The organism is Lachnoclostridium sp. An118 (assembly GCF_002160985.1).
In the GTDB taxonomy this organism is placed as follows: Bacteria; Bacillota; Clostridia; order Lachnospirales; family Lachnospiraceae; genus Claveliimonas; species Claveliimonas stercoravium.
Window position 1 is genome coordinate 186,933 of record NZ_NFLQ01000002.1, and the last position, 15,606, is coordinate 202,538.

The window sequence follows — 15,606 nt, forward strand, 5'->3', positions numbered from 1 at the left end:
AGATAAAAGAGATGATATTAAGGAGGAGCATATATGAAAAACCGGAAGTTCATGGCTGTCCTTGCCATGGTCCTTGTCTGTATCCTGTCAGCGGCAGGATGTAAAAAGAACGTGGGAAGCCCGGAGGACAATCCTGTACAGGAGGAAGAAGAGGAGGGAGAAGAGGAGGGAGAAGAGGACGGCCAGGCTGATGAGGAGGGATATACATTCGGCTTCAGCGCCATTGATATGGAAAACCCCTACTTCATTACTCTGGAGAACTCTATCCGGGAGTCGCTGACAGAGAACGGGGACAGGCTGATCACCATGGACCCGGGAACAGACGAGGATGTACAGGCATCCCAGATCCAGCAGATGATAGATGAAGGCATAGACGCTATTTTCCTCAGCCCGGTCAACTGGGAGAGCATCACTCCGTCCCTGGAGACTCTGCGGGAGGCCGGGGTGAGGATCATCAATGTGGATACCCAGGTGAAGGAGATGGACTATGTGGACGCCTATGTCGGGTCAGACAATCTGGAGGCGGGACGGATCTGCGGACAGGCTCTGCTGGAGCGATGCCCCGAGGGAGGGAAGGTGCTGATACTGGAGTGCCCGACCCAGAATTCCATCAATGACAGGATCACGGGCTTTGAGGAGGCTATCTCCGATGCGGACCCGGGCTTTGAGGTCGTGGCCAGAGAGAACACAGACGGAAAGTTTGAGAAATCCCTGGAGGTGGCCCAGGCAGCGCTGGAAGCGTACCCGGATGTGACTGCCATCATGTGCGGAAACGACCAGATTGCCGTGGGAGCCCAGACCGCGGTCAACCTCCTGGGGATGGACAATGTGATCATCTACGGAGTGGACGGGTCACCGGACATCAAGAAGGAGCTTCTCAAATCCGACACGCAGATTGCCGGGACTGCGGCCCAGTCGCCCATCAATATGGGGAAAGAGGCTGTGTCCGTGGCTCTGGCGGTCCTGGACGGCGGAGAGTATGAGAAGGAGAACTATGTGGAGATCATTGACATGATCACAAAGGACAACGTGGAAATGTATGGAGCAGACGGCTGGCAGTAGAGGCAGCAGGAAGGAAGGACAATGACGAAAAAAGAGGGGAAACCGTGGCCGCTGGGTGCGGAGGTAAAGGAGAACAGAGTGAATTTCGCGGTAGAGGCACCGCCGGAGAAGACGTGTGAGCTTCTGCTCTACAAAAAGGGTGAAAAGGACCCGGAGCTGTGTATTGACATGCCCCGGAATGAGGAGACAGGGGCTGTGCGGTTCCTGTCCCTTGAAGATTTCCCGGCCCGGGAATACGAGTATAGCTATCGGGTCGGAGAGGAGATCTTTGTGGACCCCTATGCGGGAAAGCTGTCCGGGACTGAGAAGTTCCATGAGATAAAGACGGATGAGGAGCACCAGGTCAGGGGGGTGCTGTATGTGGACGATTACGACTGGGAGGGAGACAAAAGGCCCTGTATCCCCATGCACAGGGTAGTGGCCTACAGCCTCCATGTCAGAGGGTTTACGAAGCACAGTTCCTCCCGCGTGAAGAACAAGGGGACCTTTGCCGGTCTGGTGGAGAAGATCCCCTATATGGTGGAGCTGGGGATTAACCAGATACAGTGCATGCCTGTATATGAGTTTGAGCCCTCCTCCAAATACGTGAATTACTGGGGCTACGGGCCGGGCTACTACTTTGCGCCCAAGGCGGCCTACGCGGCGGGTGACCCGGTGACCGAGCTGAAGGATATGGTCAAGGCCTGCCACAGGGCAGGGATAGAGGTGGTCCTGGAGATGCCCTTTGAGGGGAATACGCCCAGGATCTATATGGAGGCCTGCCTGCGCCACTATATGCTGGAGTACCATGTGGACGGATTTATCCTGAATCCCGATGTGATGCCTGTGGAGGGAGTGTACAGTGACCCCATGCTGAGGGGGCTGAAGCTTCTGAAGCACCAGACCGGCTTCCAGAACGTGATGCGGCGTTTCCTGAAAGGCGATGAGGGGATGGTGGGAGATGTGATCTACTGGCTCCGCCGCCAGGCAGGCGCAGAGGGCTACTACAATTACATTGCCAACCAGAACGGCTTTACCCTGAACGACCTCGTCTCCTACGATGCCAAGCACAATGAGGCCAACGGCGAGAACAACCAGGATGGCCCGGACTACAACTACAGCTGGAACTGCGGGGCTGAGGGCCCCAGCAGAAAGAAGGCTGTTATGGCTCTCAGGGAAGGACAGAGGAGAAATGCCTTCTTCCTGGTGCTGCTGGCCCAGGGAACCCCCTGTATCCTGGCCGGGGATGAATTTGCCAACACTCAGAAGGGGAACAACAATGCCTACTGCCAGGACAACCCTACGGGATGGCTTGACTGGAGCCGTCTGGAGCGGGAAAAAAAGCTGTTTTCCTTTGTGAAGGCTTTGATCGCCCTGCGAAAAGCCCACCCGGTGCTTTCCCAGGAGAAAGAACTGCTCGGTATGGACCAGATCAGCTGCGGCGTGCCGGATGTGTCCTATCACGGCACCTGTGCGTGGCAGACTCCGGCGGAGGTGTCCAGCCGTCAGCTGGGAGTTTACTATTGCGGAAGGATGGCCGGGGATGAAGACTGCTTTGTGGCCTACAACATGCACTGGCTGGAACATGAGTTTGCTCTGCCTGCTCTTCCAAAAGGGAAAAAGTGGTATCTGGCTGCAGACACAAAGGAGGGCCTCCTGGATAAGGAGAAGCCCCTGGACTGCCAGAGGGAGGCGATCCTGAAGGACAGGACCATCGCTGTCTTCCTGGGACGGTAGGAGATGGAGGGGACAAAAGCCGGAGAGCTGCTCCGGAGAGCCTCTGTGTTTGACTCCTTCTCCCTGAAGAGTATAGCGATCCTGTGCATGGCGGCCGACCACACAGGGAGGGTACTCTTTCCCGGGGAGGAAAGCTGGATCTGCGTTGGGAGGCTGGCCTTTCCGATCTTTGCTTTCCTGCTGACGGAGGGCTTTTTCCACACAAGGGATATATACAGATATCTTGTCAGGCTGGGGATTTTTGCGGTTTTGTCGGAAATCCCCTTTGACCTGGCCTTTTTCCAGACATGCTGGTATCCGAAGCGGCAGAATGTTTTTTTTACCCTATTTATCAGCGTGGCCCTGATGGCTGTGCTGGAGCGCAGCCGGGAGTGGCCGGAGCGCATCCTGGAAATCTTTATCGCTATGTGGGCCGCGGAGGCGCTGGGGACGGATTATGGCTTTCGGGGAGTCCTTCTTGTCCTGGTCTTTTATGTGGGACGGATGCGGCCCTTTGCCGGGCTGGCCCTTGCCGGGCTGTGGAATTTCCTGTGGCAGTCATCCGTACAGCGCTTCGGGGCGCTGGCCGTGATCCCTATCGGCCTGTACAATGGGAAAAAGGGGCGGAGCCTGAAATATTTTTTCTATGTGTTTTATCCCGCGCACCTGCTCCTGCTCTGTATGCTGCGGGACCTGAGATGACCGGGGATGAGCCCGGGGAGGAAGCGCTCCTGAGGGGCTGCTGTTTTTGAGAAGGAAGTATTTTTGAGAAGGAAGTATAAGAAGATGAAGGCATGGAGACATTTGCGCACGATCACTCATCACAAGATCCTTGTCATGAAGGGATGCTTTAAGCTGGGGCTGTACAGACAGGGACTGCTCCACGACATGTCCAAGTACTCGCCCGCCGAGTTCCTGGTGGGCTGCAGGTACTATCAGGGGACGAGAAGCCCCAACAATGCGGAGAGGGAGGCGAAGGGCTATTCTTCCGCCTGGCTTCACCACAAGGGGCGGAACAAGCACCACTATGAATACTGGATCGATTACGGGATGAAAAAAGAGGACGGCATCATTGGCATGAAGATGCCGGCCCGGTATGTGGCGGAGATGTTCGTGGACCGGATATCGGCATCCAAGACCTATCAGGGGGACAAGTACGAGGACTGGCACCCGCTTCGGTATTATGAGCAGGGAGCGGCTATGCTGGGAAAGATGATACACCCTGAGACAGCGGAGCTCCTCCATGACCTTCTGAAGCGTCTGGCCCGGGACGGAGAGGAGAAAACCTATGCCTACATCCGAAACGTGGTGCTGAAGAAGGATTTCCCCTACAACAGAAGGTGGGAGCCGGAGGAGGGCGCGGGGGATAAAAAGCCCTCCCGCAAAGCGGAGAAGAGCTGGAACTGGTAGAAGGAAATAAGGGATATACAGAACAGAGGAAGAGGAGCCGTCAGAGCGGGCACCTCTTCCTTTATCGTTGGTGTCTGAGGCAGCGGACAGCCTACTTTGGGTAGACCAGCCTTTCTTCGGTGATCCCCTCCAGCACCTCTTTTAAATATCTTTTTGCCAGGTATTTTGCCATGGGAAGGTTCATGTCCAGATAATTTCCGCAGTCTTTCGGTGACGCGCCCGGTACCTCCCCCTCAAATCCCGCGATAAAGGAGAACATCTTTTTCATGAGCGGGACAATGTCCTTTGATCCATAGTCACCGGACAGCAGGAGGTAGAAGCCGGTGCGGCAGCCCATGGGGCCAAAATAGAGGACCCTGTCCTTGAAATCCGGGTCATTCCTGAGGAAGGTGGCGCCCAGATGTTCGATGGTGTGTACCTCCGCCGTGTTCATGACCGGCTCATCGTTGGGGCTTGTCATGCGCAGGTCAAAGGTAGTCACCACACAGTCGCCGGCCATGTCCTTTCTGGAAACATACACGCCCGGGACCAGTTTTATGTGGTCAATAGTGAAGCTTGTGATCTTTTCCATGATAAATCATCCTTTCCAAATCATGTTGTCCGAGAGGGCTGAAGGCAGCCCTACATCTTAGCCTACCACTTTTTCCGGCGATTTTGAATACATTCCTGAGAAACCTTTTAGATTTTCTTATGGAAAAACAACACAGGTGTGGTATAATGTGCAGGTAGGCACTGAGCCGTGCGAAAAGAAAAAATGGCAGGCCGGCTGCTTGCAGGCGAGACTGCCGCTTTTTCTTTTCATAGGGCGAAGCCCGGGACACTGAGGGGAGCGAAGCTCGCCGAAGTGTCTGCACGGCGAGGAAGCGGAAGGGCGAAGCCCGGGACACTGAGGGGAGCGAAGCTCGCCGAAGTGTCTGCACGGCGAGAGAGCGGTCGCCGGAGCCGGCAGGCACGGCGAGGAAGCGGAGGAGGCATGACAGATGAAATTATATATCGTCCGCCACGGAGAGACGGACTGGAATAAAGCGCGGAAGATACAGGGACAGTCAGACATTCCACTCAATGCGTTTGGGAGGCATCTTGCCAGGGAGACAGCCAAGGGCCTTGCGGATGTACACTTTGATCTATGCTTTACAAGCCCTCTTTCTAGAGCAAAGGAGACGGCTCGCATCATTCTGGAGGGAAGAGACGTTCCTATCATAGAGGACCCGCGGATCGAGGAGATGTCCTTTGGCGTGTACGAGGGGAAATGCTGCTCCAGTGAGGGCTGGGAGCTGCCGGAAGAGTTCCGGCGCTTTTTTGACGGCCCGGACAGGTACGAGGCGCCGGAGGGTGGAGAGGATTTTGCGCAGGTGAGGGAACGGACAGGCGGATTCCTGGAGGAGTTGGCCGGAAATCCCGCCTATGCGGACAAGCAGATCCTTGTCACCACACACGGAGCGGCCCTGGCAGGACTGCTCTGTTACATCAGAAGGGCCCCTCTTTCCCGGTACTGGGGCACGGGAGTCCACAAGAACTGTGCGGTCACGGAAGTGGCCTGTGAAGACGGGGAATATCACATTTTGTCTGAAAACAGGGTGTACTACACGGACAAGGTAGAGCCCTGGGCAAAATAGTAAAAATGGAAGGATACATGGGAGGATACAGAGATGATCAATGACAAGAAAGTATTATTCAGCGGGATGCAGGCAACAGGAAACCTGACCCTTGGAAACTATCTGGGAGCACTGAAAAACTGGGTCACACTGAGTGATGAGTACGAGTGCTTCTACAGCGTGGTGGACATGCACTCCATCACGGTGCGGCAGGACCCGGCGACCCTGCGCAGGAGGGCGAGAGCGCTCCTCATCCTCTACATCGCGGCAGGACTGGACCCGAAGAAGAACTGCATATACTACCAGTCCCATGTGTCGGGACATGCGGAGCTGGCCTGGATACTGAACTGCTTCACCTACATGGGCGAGCTGAACCGGATGACCCAGTTTAAAGACAAGGCGGCCAAGCACGCGGACAATATCAATGCCGGGCTGTTCACGTACCCGGTGCTGATGGCGGCGGATATCCTCCTCTATCAGGCGGATGTTGTGCCCGTGGGAGTGGACCAGAAGCAGCACCTTGAGATCACAAGAGACATAGCGGAGAGGTTCAACAATATTTACGGGGATGTGTTCACTATCCCGGAGGCCTATATAGGAAAGGTGGGGGCTAAGATCATGAGCCTCCAGGACCCTGCAAAGAAGATGTCCAAATCAGATGAAAACCCCAATGCCAGCATTTACCTCATGGATGACCCGGATACGATCATGCGCAAATGCAAGCGGGCTGTGACGGACTCAGAGGCCCAGATCCTTTACAGGGACGAGCAGCCGGGCGTCAAGAACCTCATCAATATCTACAGCGCCTGCACCGGAAGGACGCCGGAGGAAGTGGTGAAGGAGTTTGACGGCAGGGGCTACGGCGACTTTAAGATGGCTGTGGGCGAGTCTGTTGTTTCCGTCCTTAAGCCTCTGCAGGATGAGGCGGCAAGGCTTACAAAGGACAAGGCCTATATTGACGGTATTATCAAGGAAAATGCAGAGAAGGCCGGCTACTACGCCAATAAGACGCTGCGCAAGGTGCAGAAGAAGGTGGGATTTCCGGAGAGAGTACGCTAGAGCTGGATGAGACAGTACAGAAAAAAGAGATATGGAGGCTTACAGGATGGCAATACAGACTGCGGGGGAGCAGAAGTATTATGATTTTATAGAGGAGAGGGCCAGGAGCCTGCGGACAGGGATGATCATCTGGATCAGCCTTCTGGCTGCGGCCCTCATCGCTGTCTTCAACAGCCCGGTCATCGGGGCGGCTCTGGCTGCGGCCGGCGTCCTGCTGGCTGTGCTGAATGTGAGAAACCAGCGGGCCCTTCGCGCAAAGCTGTCGGGGATTGGAGACAGGGCGGATTTTTTTAATCAGCTGATCGCGCCTGACACGGTGGAGGTGCCGGCCTTCCGCCTGCTCGTGGCCAGAGAGTATGTCCTCTCCTTCCGAAATGACGTATTTATCTATCGCCTGGACGACATGGACAAGGTGGAGGTTGGACTTGGGCGAGGCGGCGAGAAGGCACTGTTCCTTACGGACAGGAGCGGGGAGAGGCACGAGATCGCGAGGAGCGGGGGCAAAGATGACCCGGAGTTTGACAGGGCCTACAGTGCGGTGCGTGAGCGGCTCGCGCCGGCAGGCAGATAGACAGACCGTGTGCGGCTGTGGAAAACAGTCCGGAAGAAAAGCTCCCGGGGCAGTGAACATGTGTTGTTCGCGGTCCCGGGAGCTTTTGGGCTTGTCCGTCTATTTTTTTGCATCCAGCTCTTTCTTATGTCTTTCGAGGAGAGCGTGTATCCTTTTGGTCGGGTCGAGGACAGCTCCGATGGAGATGTCGTGGTTCATAGAATCGATGATCAGCGCAATGAACTTGCTCATGTCCGCGACAGTGAAATAAGGCTTGTTCAGCGTCTCGGGCGGCAGATAAGTAAGGTTGGTAGTGATAAGGTGGTCGATATAGCCCTTGCTGTAGTAGTCGTCAAAGATTTCCATACCGTTGGTGAAAAGCCCGAAGGTGGTGCAGACGAAGACTCTCGCAGCTCCTCTGTCCTTCAGCTGCTTTGCAACATCCAGCATGCTCTCGCCGGATGAGATCATGTCGTCCACGACGATCAGGTCCTTGCCTTTGACATCAGAGCCCAGGAATTCGTGGGCCACGATAGGATTTTTGCCGTTCACGATGGTGGAGTAATCGCGGCGCTTGTAGAACATGCCCATCTCCACGCCGAGCACATTGGAAAAGTAGACCGCTCTGTGCATGGCGCCCTCGTCCGGGCTGACGATCATCAGGTGCTCCTTGTCCAGTATCAGGTCGGGCTCGGCCCGCAGGAGCGCCTTCATGAACTGGTAGGGTGGGTTGAAATTGTCAAAGCCGATGAGGGGGATGGCGTTCTGGACTCTCGGGTCATGGGCGTCGAAGGTCATGATGTTGGACACCCCCATGTCCACCAGCTCCCGCAGAGCCATGGCACAGTCAAGAGACTCCCGCTTCGTGCGCTTGTGCTGGCGGCTTTCATATAAGAAGGGCATCAGCACATTGACTCTGTGGGCCTTTCCGTTGGCTGCTGAGATGATGCGTTTCAGGTCCTGGTAGTGGTCGTCCGGAGACATGTGGTTTAAGTGGCCATTTACAGAGTAGGTCAGGCTGTAATTGCACACATCCACCATCACAAAGAGGTCTTTTCCCCGGACCGTCTCCTTGATGAGCCCCTTTGCCTCGCCGCTTCCGAAGCGGGGACAGTGGCACTCGATCAGGTAGTTGTCCATCTGGTAGGAAGAAAAGACAGGTGAGCTGAGAGCCTCCTTTGAAGTATCCTTCCGAAACTGTACGATATAGTCATTTACCTTTTTCCCAAGCTCCGTGCAGCTCTCCAGAGCCGCGATCTTTAAGGGAGCCACAGGCAGGGTCCGTTCCAGTACTTTTAAATCTGACATAGGTTCCTCCAGTCATATATTTTTTCACCTATTATTTATAGCACTTTTGTGGTAAAATGGTCAACTGATCGGTCAAAATATGTTATACTTTATTAGATAAGAAGCGATAGAGGTATTTTATATGGCACACAGACATATCATCAAGAGCATAGAGCCCGGCAGTATTGCAGAGGAGCTGGGCATAGAGAAGGGGGATGTCCTTTTATCCATCAATGACCAGGAGATAGAGGATGTCTTTGACTATCATTTTTACGTCAATGACGAGCAGCTTGTGCTTACTATAGAGAAGCCGGACGGGGAAGAGTGGGAGCTGGAGATCGAGAAGGACTATGAGGAGGACCTGGGGATCGAGTTTGAGCAGGGACTCATGGATGAGTACCGCTCCTGCAGAAATAAATGTATTTTCTGCTTTATCGACCAGATGCCGAAGGGGATGCGGGACACGCTCTACTTCAAAGACGACGACTCAAGACTCTCCTTTCTGCAGGGAAACTATGTGACGCTGACCAATATGAGCGACCATGACATTGACAGGATCATCCGGTATCACCTGGAGCCTATCAACATTTCCTTCCACACGACGAACCCGGAGCTGCGCTGTCAGATGCTCCACAACCGGTTTGCCGGGGAGGCGCTGAGGAAGGTGGACAGGCTCTATGAGGCGGGAATTGAGATGAACGGCCAGATCGTCCTCTGCCGGGGCATCAATGACGGGGAGGAGCTGGAGAGGAGTATCCGGGATCTGGCGGGGTATCTGCCCTATCTGCAGAGCGTCTCCGTGGTACCGGTGGGGCTGACGAGATACAGGGATGGCCTGTATCCGCTGGAGCCCTTCACCCCGGAGGATGCCCGAAAGGTGCTGGAGGTGGTCCGCCGCTGGCAGGATGAACTGTACGAAAAGTGGGGGACTCATTTTATCCATGCCGGGGATGAGTGGTATCTGCTGGCCGGGGAGGATATGCCGCCACAGGAGCGGTACGATGGGTATCTGCAGCTGGAGAACGGCGTGGGGATGATGCGGCTCCTGGAAGATGAGTTCAGGGAGGCGTTTGAGAAGCTCCCCGGCGATGAGATGCCCCGGGAGGTGTCCGTGGCAACCGGGAAGCTGGCCTACCCCCTCATATGCAGCATGGCGGAGAAGCTGAAGAGCCGGTATCCCGGGACAGTGATACACACCTACCAGATAGAGAACCGTTTTTTCGGGGAGAGGATCACCGTGGCGGGGCTTGTCACCGGACAGGACCTGAAGGAGCAGCTGTCCGGAAAGAAGCTGGGAAAGGCGCTGCTCCTTCCCTGCAACATGTTCCGCAGCCAGGAGGAGGTCTTCCTGGATGACATGACCCTCGATGAGCTGAAAGATGCTTTACAATCCGAGATAGATATTGTAAAATCAAGCGGGCAGGATTTTATTGATGCCGTTCTGAGACAACGATAGGAAAACCGGCTGTCTGACGGCCGGGGAACAGATAAGCAATAGAGTGAAAAGGAGACCAATATGAGCAAACCAGTGGTGGCCGTCGTGGGGCGGCCAAATGTGGGGAAATCCACTTTGTTTAACGTGCTGGCCGGTGAGAAGATCTCTATCGTAAAGGACACGCCGGGGGTGACCCGGGACCGCATTTACGCGGACGTGTCATGGCTGGACCGGGAGTTTACGCTGATAGATACGGGGGGGATCGAGCCGGAGAGCAGGGATATCATCCTCTCCCAGATGCGGGAGCAGGCACAGATCGCCATAGACACGGCGGATGTCATTCTCTTCCTGACAGATGTGCGGCAGGGGCTGCAGGATGCGGACGCCAAGGTGGCGGATATGCTGCGGCGTTCCGGGAAGCCGGTAGTCCTCGTGGTGAACAAGGTAGACAGCTTTGACAAATTTATGGCTGATGTGTATGAATTCTATAATCTGGGCATCGGGGACCCCATTCCCATCTCCGCCTCCTCCAGGCTGGGACTGGGAGATATGCTGGACGCTCTGATCGCTCATTTCCCGGAGCATGCAGGGGAAGAGGAGGAGGACGAGCGGCCCCGGGTGGCCATCGTAGGAAAGCCCAATGTGGGGAAATCCTCCATCATCAACAAGCTCCTTGGGGAGCAGAGGGTGATCGTGTCCGATATCGCAGGAACTACCAGGGATGCCATTGACACGGAGGTGGTCCACGATGGGAAAGAGTACGTGTTCATAGATACAGCGGGGCTCCGCCGGAAGAACAAGATAAAGGAGGAGCTGGAGCGGTACAGCATCATCCGCACAGTGACGGCTGTGGAGCGGGCGGACGTGGTCCTTGTGGTCATCGATGCCACGGAGGGAGTCACGGAGCAGGACGCCAAGATCGCGGGCATTGCCCACGAGAGGGGCAAGGGCATCATCATCGTGGTGAACAAGTGGGATGCCATCGAGAAGAACGACAAGACCATGCGGGAGTATGAGAGCAAGGTGCGCCAGGTCCTCTCCTTCATGCCCTACGCAGAGATCATGTATGTGTCAGCCAAGAGCGGCCAGAGGCTTCCCAAGCTGTTTGAAAAGATCGATATGGTCATCCAGAACCAGACCCTGCGGGTGCCGACAGGTGTCCTCAACGAGATCATGATGGAGGCTGTGGCCATGCAGCAGCCCCCCTCGGACAAGGGAAAGAGGCTGAAGCTCTTCTATATCACCCAGGTGGCAGTGAAGCCCCCCACCTTTGTCATCTTTGTCAATGACAAGGAGCTGATGCATTTTTCATACACCAGGTATCTGGAAAATAAAATCCGGGAGGCCTTTGGGTTTAAGGGGACATCTCTTAAATTCTTTATCCGCCAGCGGAAGGAGAAGGAGCAGTGATCATGATAGAACGAGTCATTTGTCTGGCCATCGGCTATGCCTTCGGGCTCATCCAGACCGGATATCTGTACGGAAAGACGCAGCATATTGATATACGGACAAAGGGAAGCGGAAATGCGGGGACCACCAACGCCCTGCGGACCATGGGCTGGAAGGCGGGTGTCATCACCCTCCTTGGGGACTGTCTTAAATGCGTGTTCGCTGTTCTGGTGGTGCGACTGATATTTGGCGGAGCGCACGGCGACATCATGCCGGTGCTGTCCCAGTACGCGGGCCTTGGGGCCATCCTGGGGCACAATTATCCCTTCTATATGAAGTTTAAGGGCGGCAAGGGTATTGCGGTCACGGCCGGCATCATCATCACCACATGGAATATCTGGATCATGCTGATCTGCCTGGCTGTGTTCCTTGGCAGCGTGGCGGCCACCAAGTACGTGTCCGTAGGCTCCCTTGTGGTCGTGGTTACATATTTTATCTGTGTGGTGGTGTACGGACAGATGGGAGGCTTTCATGTGGACGGCAGCCATCTCACTGAAATGTACGTGTTGGCGGCGCTTGTGGTCGTCTCGGCCTTTTACAAGCACAGGGCCAATATCGGGCGGCTGCTGCACGGCACGGAGAACAAGCTGAGCGTGGGGAAGAGTAAGTAGGAACGGCGATGCGAGCCGTTGATATAAAAAGAACATGCTATATAAGAACATACGGTCCTGCTGCGCCCGCGGCAGCGGGAAGGGCCGGGAAGGAGGAAGATCATGGCAAAAGTTGGGATCATGGGAGCCGGAAGCTGGGGGACAGCCCTGTCGCTGCTCCTACACAAGAACGGACACGAGGTGACCGTCTGGTCCATCAATGAGGAGGAAGTGGAGATGCTCTCCAGGGAGAGAGAGCACAAGAGCAAGCTGCCCGGTGTGAAGCTTCCGGAGGATATGGAGTTCACCACAGACATGGAGAAGACCGTAAGGGACAAGGATTTCGTCGTCCTGGCAGTGCCCTCTACTTTTACGAGAAGTACGGCCAGAAGCATGCGCCCTTTCATCAAAGAGGGACAGCTTCTGGTGAATGTGGCAAAGGGCATTGAGGAGTCCACACTGATGACTCTCTCCGAGCAGATCGAGGCGGAGATTCCTCAGGCAAACGTGGCTGTCCTGTCCGGACCCAGCCATGCGGAAGAAGTGGGACGGCAGATCCCCACAAGTGTGGTTGTGGGCGCAAAGACAAAGGAGACCGCAGAGTACCTCCAGGAGATGTTCATGAACGAGGTGTTCCGCGTCTATACAAGCCCGGATATCCTGGGCATTGAGCTGGGGGGGTCCCTGAAAAATGTCATCGCCTTGGCTGCGGGCATGGCGGACGGACTGGGCTACGGGGACAACACAAAGGCGGCCCTCATCACGAGAGGCATCCACGAGATCGCGCGCCTGGGTGTCAAGATGGGCGGAGCCCTGGAGAGCTTTATGGGACTTACTGGCATCGGCGACCTGATCGTGACCTGCGCCAGTGTCCACAGCCGGAACCGGAAGGCCGGCTACCTGATGGGGCAGGGCAAGACCATGCAGGAGGCCATGGACGAGGTGAAGATGGTGGTGGAGGGCGTTTACTCCACAAAAGCCGCTGTAGCCCTCGGAAAGAAATACGGTGTGGATCTTCCTATCATCGAGCAGGTCAATGCCATCCTCTTTGAGGGGAAGGATGCAAGGGAAGCAGTCTACGACCTGATGATGCGCGAGGGGAAGGCAGAGCACAATGCGAAGCCGTGGAGCTAAATGGGGACGTAATATTCTTCAAAAGTGTTACGTCCGGATTTAAACCAACTGGTGTGTAATTGTGTCAGATGAACCAATGCAGTGTTTGGTTTCGTTTGACGGATCATAAAGAAAAAGCGAGAGTTTCTCCCGTGTTTTACGGAAGAGGCTCTCGCTTTTTTGACAGATAAATCATCACTTTTTATGGGAAATGTGTAAAAAGATAGTTGTGGGTTTACACAATTACACACCAGTTAAAGTGATTCCGGACGTAATACTTTTTAAAAGGATTACGTCCCCTATTAAACAGTTGCGTGCCGCCTGACGAAGTCTTTGAAGTCGTTGATGGCGGGCGCCTGGTACACGTCCTTCAGGGTGCACATGTAGAACATCCGCTCCCAGGTGGGATTGACGATGCGGATGATCTGCACCGGCATGTAGGCAAGGAGAGCCATGTGGGGCACCACAGCGATGCCGAAGCCGGCGGACACAAGACCTGCCACAGCCTGGTCCTCCTCTACCTCGTAAGTATACTGGGGCTGGCCTTTGCACTCCTTGAACAGCCTGTCGATGATGGGGCGCAGACCGCTCCGCCGGGAAAAACCAATATGGGGATAGGGAAGCGTGTCGGCCAGGTCTATCTCATCCCGGGTGCACAGCGGATGGCCGTTGGGAACGATCAGGACCAGCTCCTGCTTGGCGACGGGAACGAACTCAATAGACGGCTCGTTTTCCATTTTTGAGCAGAAGGCGATATCGTACTTCCGGTTCTTCAGCCCCTCGATCATGTCCGGCGTAAGGCCGGTGGAGTTGTGAAAGCGGAAATCAATGTTCTGTTTTGGATGTTCCTTTAGATAGTCCCGCACCAGGCCGGGGACGAGCTGTGTGCTCAGCGTGCGCAGCATGGCGATGTCGATCTGCCCCTCGCCGCTGCCCGTCATCTGCAGCTTGTTTACACTGGAGTCCAGAATGCTCAGAGACTGCTCCACATCCTCGAGAAAGGCCTGCCCGCACTTGGTCAGGACGACATTGCGCCCCTCCTTTTCGAACAGCTTTACCCCAAGCTCGCTTTCCAGAGACGAGATGGCGTGGCTGAGGCTGGGCTGTGTGATAGACAGCAGCTCCGCTGCCCTTGTGTAGTGCTCCAGATGGGCGAGGGTCACAAAATACCGTAAATGATATAGGTTCATCGAGGTTCCTCCTGTGTATATATTGGATATATTTTATCACAAACTATAAATAGTTTCTATGAATTCGTGCTATATTATGAATTTGTTTTTATTTTAACAATAGAATATAATAAAGGCATAGTAAATATCACAAGATTGAACGAAGAAAAAGTGAGAGAAGTGTTCAATTTTAACAACGGAAGGAGAAAAAACTATGTCAAAGAAAAATCCAATCACAGTCAGCTCATGGACATTAGGCGACCAGTGCAAATTTGAGGATCGTGTAATCGCTGCAAAAGAAGCAGGATACGAGGGTATCGGCCTTCGCGCAGAGACATACGTGGATGCGCTGAACGAGGGACTCTATGATGAGGACATCCTGGCAATCCTTGACAAGCACGGCATGAAGGTGACAGAGGTTGAGTATATCGTGCAGTGGGCAGAGGACAACCGTTCCTACGAGCAGAAATACAAAGAGCAGATGTGCTTCCACATGTGCGATCTGTTCGGCGTGAACCACATCAACTGCGGACTGATGGAAAACTACTCTGTTGAGCACACAGCACAGAAATTAAAAGAGCTCTGCCACAGAGCCGGCAAGCGGATCATCGGCGTAGAGCCAATGCCCTACAGCGGAATCCCGGATCTGAAAAAAGCATGGGATGTAGTGAAAGCCTCCGGCGCTGAGAACGCATACATGATCCTGGATACATGGCACTGGGTAAGAGCAGATCAGCCATACGACATCCTGACAGAGGAGATGGCGAAGAAAGTCATCTCCATCCAGATCAACGATGCCTATGACAGACCGTATGCAAAATCCATCCTGAGAGATGAGTCCATGCATGACCGTCTCGCTCCCGGAACAGGCGCGAAAGACACAGCTGGTTTCGTGAAGATGATCAAGGATGCCGGAGTTGACCCGAAGGTTATCGGTGTGGAAGTCATCTCTGATGAGATCCTTTCAAGAGGACTGAAAGAGGCTGCTGCTTATACATATGAAAACACAGAAAAAGTGTTAAAAGAAGCATGGCCGGAAATGGTTGAGGACTAAGAAGAATAAAAGGAAACAGTAACGCAGACATTCGGACTTATCTTTTTGACTTGCGCGTCACGATTTCGAGGTTACGTATGATCGGAGAGATAAGTCCGATGTGCGCAGCCAAAGAGTGTTAAAAAAGTGACGGGAATG

15 protein-coding genes are annotated in these 15,606 nt (G+C 54.5%); 12 read left to right on the forward strand and 3 right to left on the reverse strand.

Going from position 1 to position 15,606, the window contains the following annotated elements:
* Positions 1–33 precede the first annotated feature (33 nt).
* The 4 genes from B5E62_RS02600 to B5E62_RS02615 all read left to right on the forward strand — a co-directional run bounded on the left by B5E62_RS02600 (position 34) and on the right by B5E62_RS02615 (position 4,167).
* Complete coding sequence (locus B5E62_RS02600) at positions 34–1,062, forward strand: sugar ABC transporter substrate-binding protein (RefSeq protein WP_087173189.1); 1,029 nt, start codon at positions 34–36, stop codon at positions 1,060–1,062.
* Positions 1,063–1,083: 21 nt separating this feature from the next.
* Positions 1,084–2,778 (forward strand): alpha-amylase family glycosyl hydrolase, encoded by a 1,695-nt coding sequence (locus tag B5E62_RS02605; protein WP_087173190.1) that lies wholly within the window; start codon positions 1,084–1,086, stop codon positions 2,776–2,778.
* 3 nt (positions 2,779–2,781) lie between these two features.
* Entirely contained in the window at positions 2,782–3,459 is a 678-nt protein-coding gene (locus B5E62_RS02610; protein ID WP_087173191.1) for a TraX family protein, read from the forward strand.
* Positions 3,460–3,543: 84 nt separating this feature from the next.
* Positions 3,544–4,167, forward strand: a complete 624-nt coding sequence (locus B5E62_RS02615) for a DUF5662 family protein (protein ID WP_242957693.1) — start codon at positions 3,544–3,546, stop codon at positions 4,165–4,167.
* 91 nt (positions 4,168–4,258) lie between these two features.
* Here B5E62_RS02615 and B5E62_RS02620 read toward each other — a convergent pair whose 3' ends face one another.
* On the reverse strand, positions 4,259–4,738 hold the full coding sequence (locus tag B5E62_RS02620; RefSeq protein ID WP_087173192.1) for an S-ribosylhomocysteine lyase: 480 nt from the start codon (positions 4,736–4,738) through the stop codon (positions 4,259–4,261).
* 409 nt (positions 4,739–5,147) lie between these two features.
* Between B5E62_RS02620 and B5E62_RS02625 the strand changes: the two genes are divergently transcribed.
* Genes B5E62_RS02625 through B5E62_RS02635 form a run of 3 tightly spaced genes read left to right on the forward strand, consistent with a single transcriptional unit; the run spans position 5,148 to position 7,392 of the window.
* The gene (locus B5E62_RS02625) at positions 5,148–5,783 is read left to right on the forward strand and encodes a histidine phosphatase family protein (protein WP_087173193.1); all 636 of its coding nucleotides are present in this window, start codon (positions 5,148–5,150) and stop codon (positions 5,781–5,783) included.
* Between the two features lie 33 nt (positions 5,784–5,816).
* Positions 5,817–6,821: a tryptophan--tRNA ligase gene (trpS, locus tag B5E62_RS02630; protein ID WP_087173194.1), complete on the forward strand. Its 1,005-nt coding sequence runs from the start codon at positions 5,817–5,819 to the stop codon at positions 6,819–6,821.
* Positions 6,822–6,867: 46 nt separating this feature from the next.
* Positions 6,868–7,392: a hypothetical protein gene (locus B5E62_RS02635; RefSeq protein WP_087173261.1), complete on the forward strand. Its 525-nt coding sequence runs from the start codon at positions 6,868–6,870 to the stop codon at positions 7,390–7,392.
* A gap of 99 nt (positions 7,393–7,491) precedes the next feature.
* Here B5E62_RS02635 and B5E62_RS02640 read toward each other — a convergent pair whose 3' ends face one another.
* Entirely contained in the window at positions 7,492–8,679 is a 1,188-nt protein-coding gene (locus tag B5E62_RS02640; protein ID WP_087173195.1) for a ribose-phosphate pyrophosphokinase, read from the reverse strand.
* Positions 8,680–8,800: 121 nt separating this feature from the next.
* Here B5E62_RS02640 and B5E62_RS02645 point away from each other — a divergent pair, with 121 nt between their 5' ends.
* The 4 genes from B5E62_RS02645 (at position 8,801) to B5E62_RS02660 (ending at position 13,266) form a co-directional block, all read left to right on the forward strand.
* Entirely contained in the window at positions 8,801–10,114 is a 1,314-nt protein-coding gene (locus B5E62_RS02645; RefSeq protein WP_087173196.1) for a DUF512 domain-containing protein, read from the forward strand.
* A gap of 60 nt (positions 10,115–10,174) precedes the next feature.
* Entirely contained in the window at positions 10,175–11,503 is a 1,329-nt protein-coding gene (der, locus tag B5E62_RS02650) for a ribosome biogenesis GTPase Der (RefSeq protein WP_087173197.1), read from the forward strand.
* A 5-nt stretch (positions 11,504–11,508) separates the two neighbouring features.
* Positions 11,509–12,153, forward strand: coding sequence for a glycerol-3-phosphate 1-O-acyltransferase PlsY (plsY, locus tag B5E62_RS02655; RefSeq protein WP_087173262.1), 645 nt, complete (start codon positions 11,509–11,511; stop codon positions 12,151–12,153).
* Positions 12,154–12,255: 102 nt separating this feature from the next.
* On the forward strand, positions 12,256–13,266 hold the full coding sequence (locus B5E62_RS02660) for an NAD(P)H-dependent glycerol-3-phosphate dehydrogenase (protein WP_087173198.1): 1,011 nt from the start codon (positions 12,256–12,258) through the stop codon (positions 13,264–13,266).
* Positions 13,267–13,547: 281 nt separating this feature from the next.
* Here B5E62_RS02660 and B5E62_RS02665 read toward each other — a convergent pair whose 3' ends face one another.
* Positions 13,548–14,435, reverse strand: coding sequence for a LysR family transcriptional regulator (locus B5E62_RS02665; RefSeq protein ID WP_087173199.1), 888 nt, complete (start codon positions 14,433–14,435; stop codon positions 13,548–13,550).
* A 193-nt stretch (positions 14,436–14,628) separates the two neighbouring features.
* Between B5E62_RS02665 and B5E62_RS02670 the strand changes: the two genes are divergently transcribed.
* The gene (locus B5E62_RS02670; RefSeq protein WP_076777249.1) at positions 14,629–15,468 is read left to right on the forward strand and encodes a sugar phosphate isomerase/epimerase family protein; all 840 of its coding nucleotides are present in this window, start codon (positions 14,629–14,631) and stop codon (positions 15,466–15,468) included.
* The last annotated feature ends 138 nt before the right edge of the window (positions 15,469–15,606 follow it).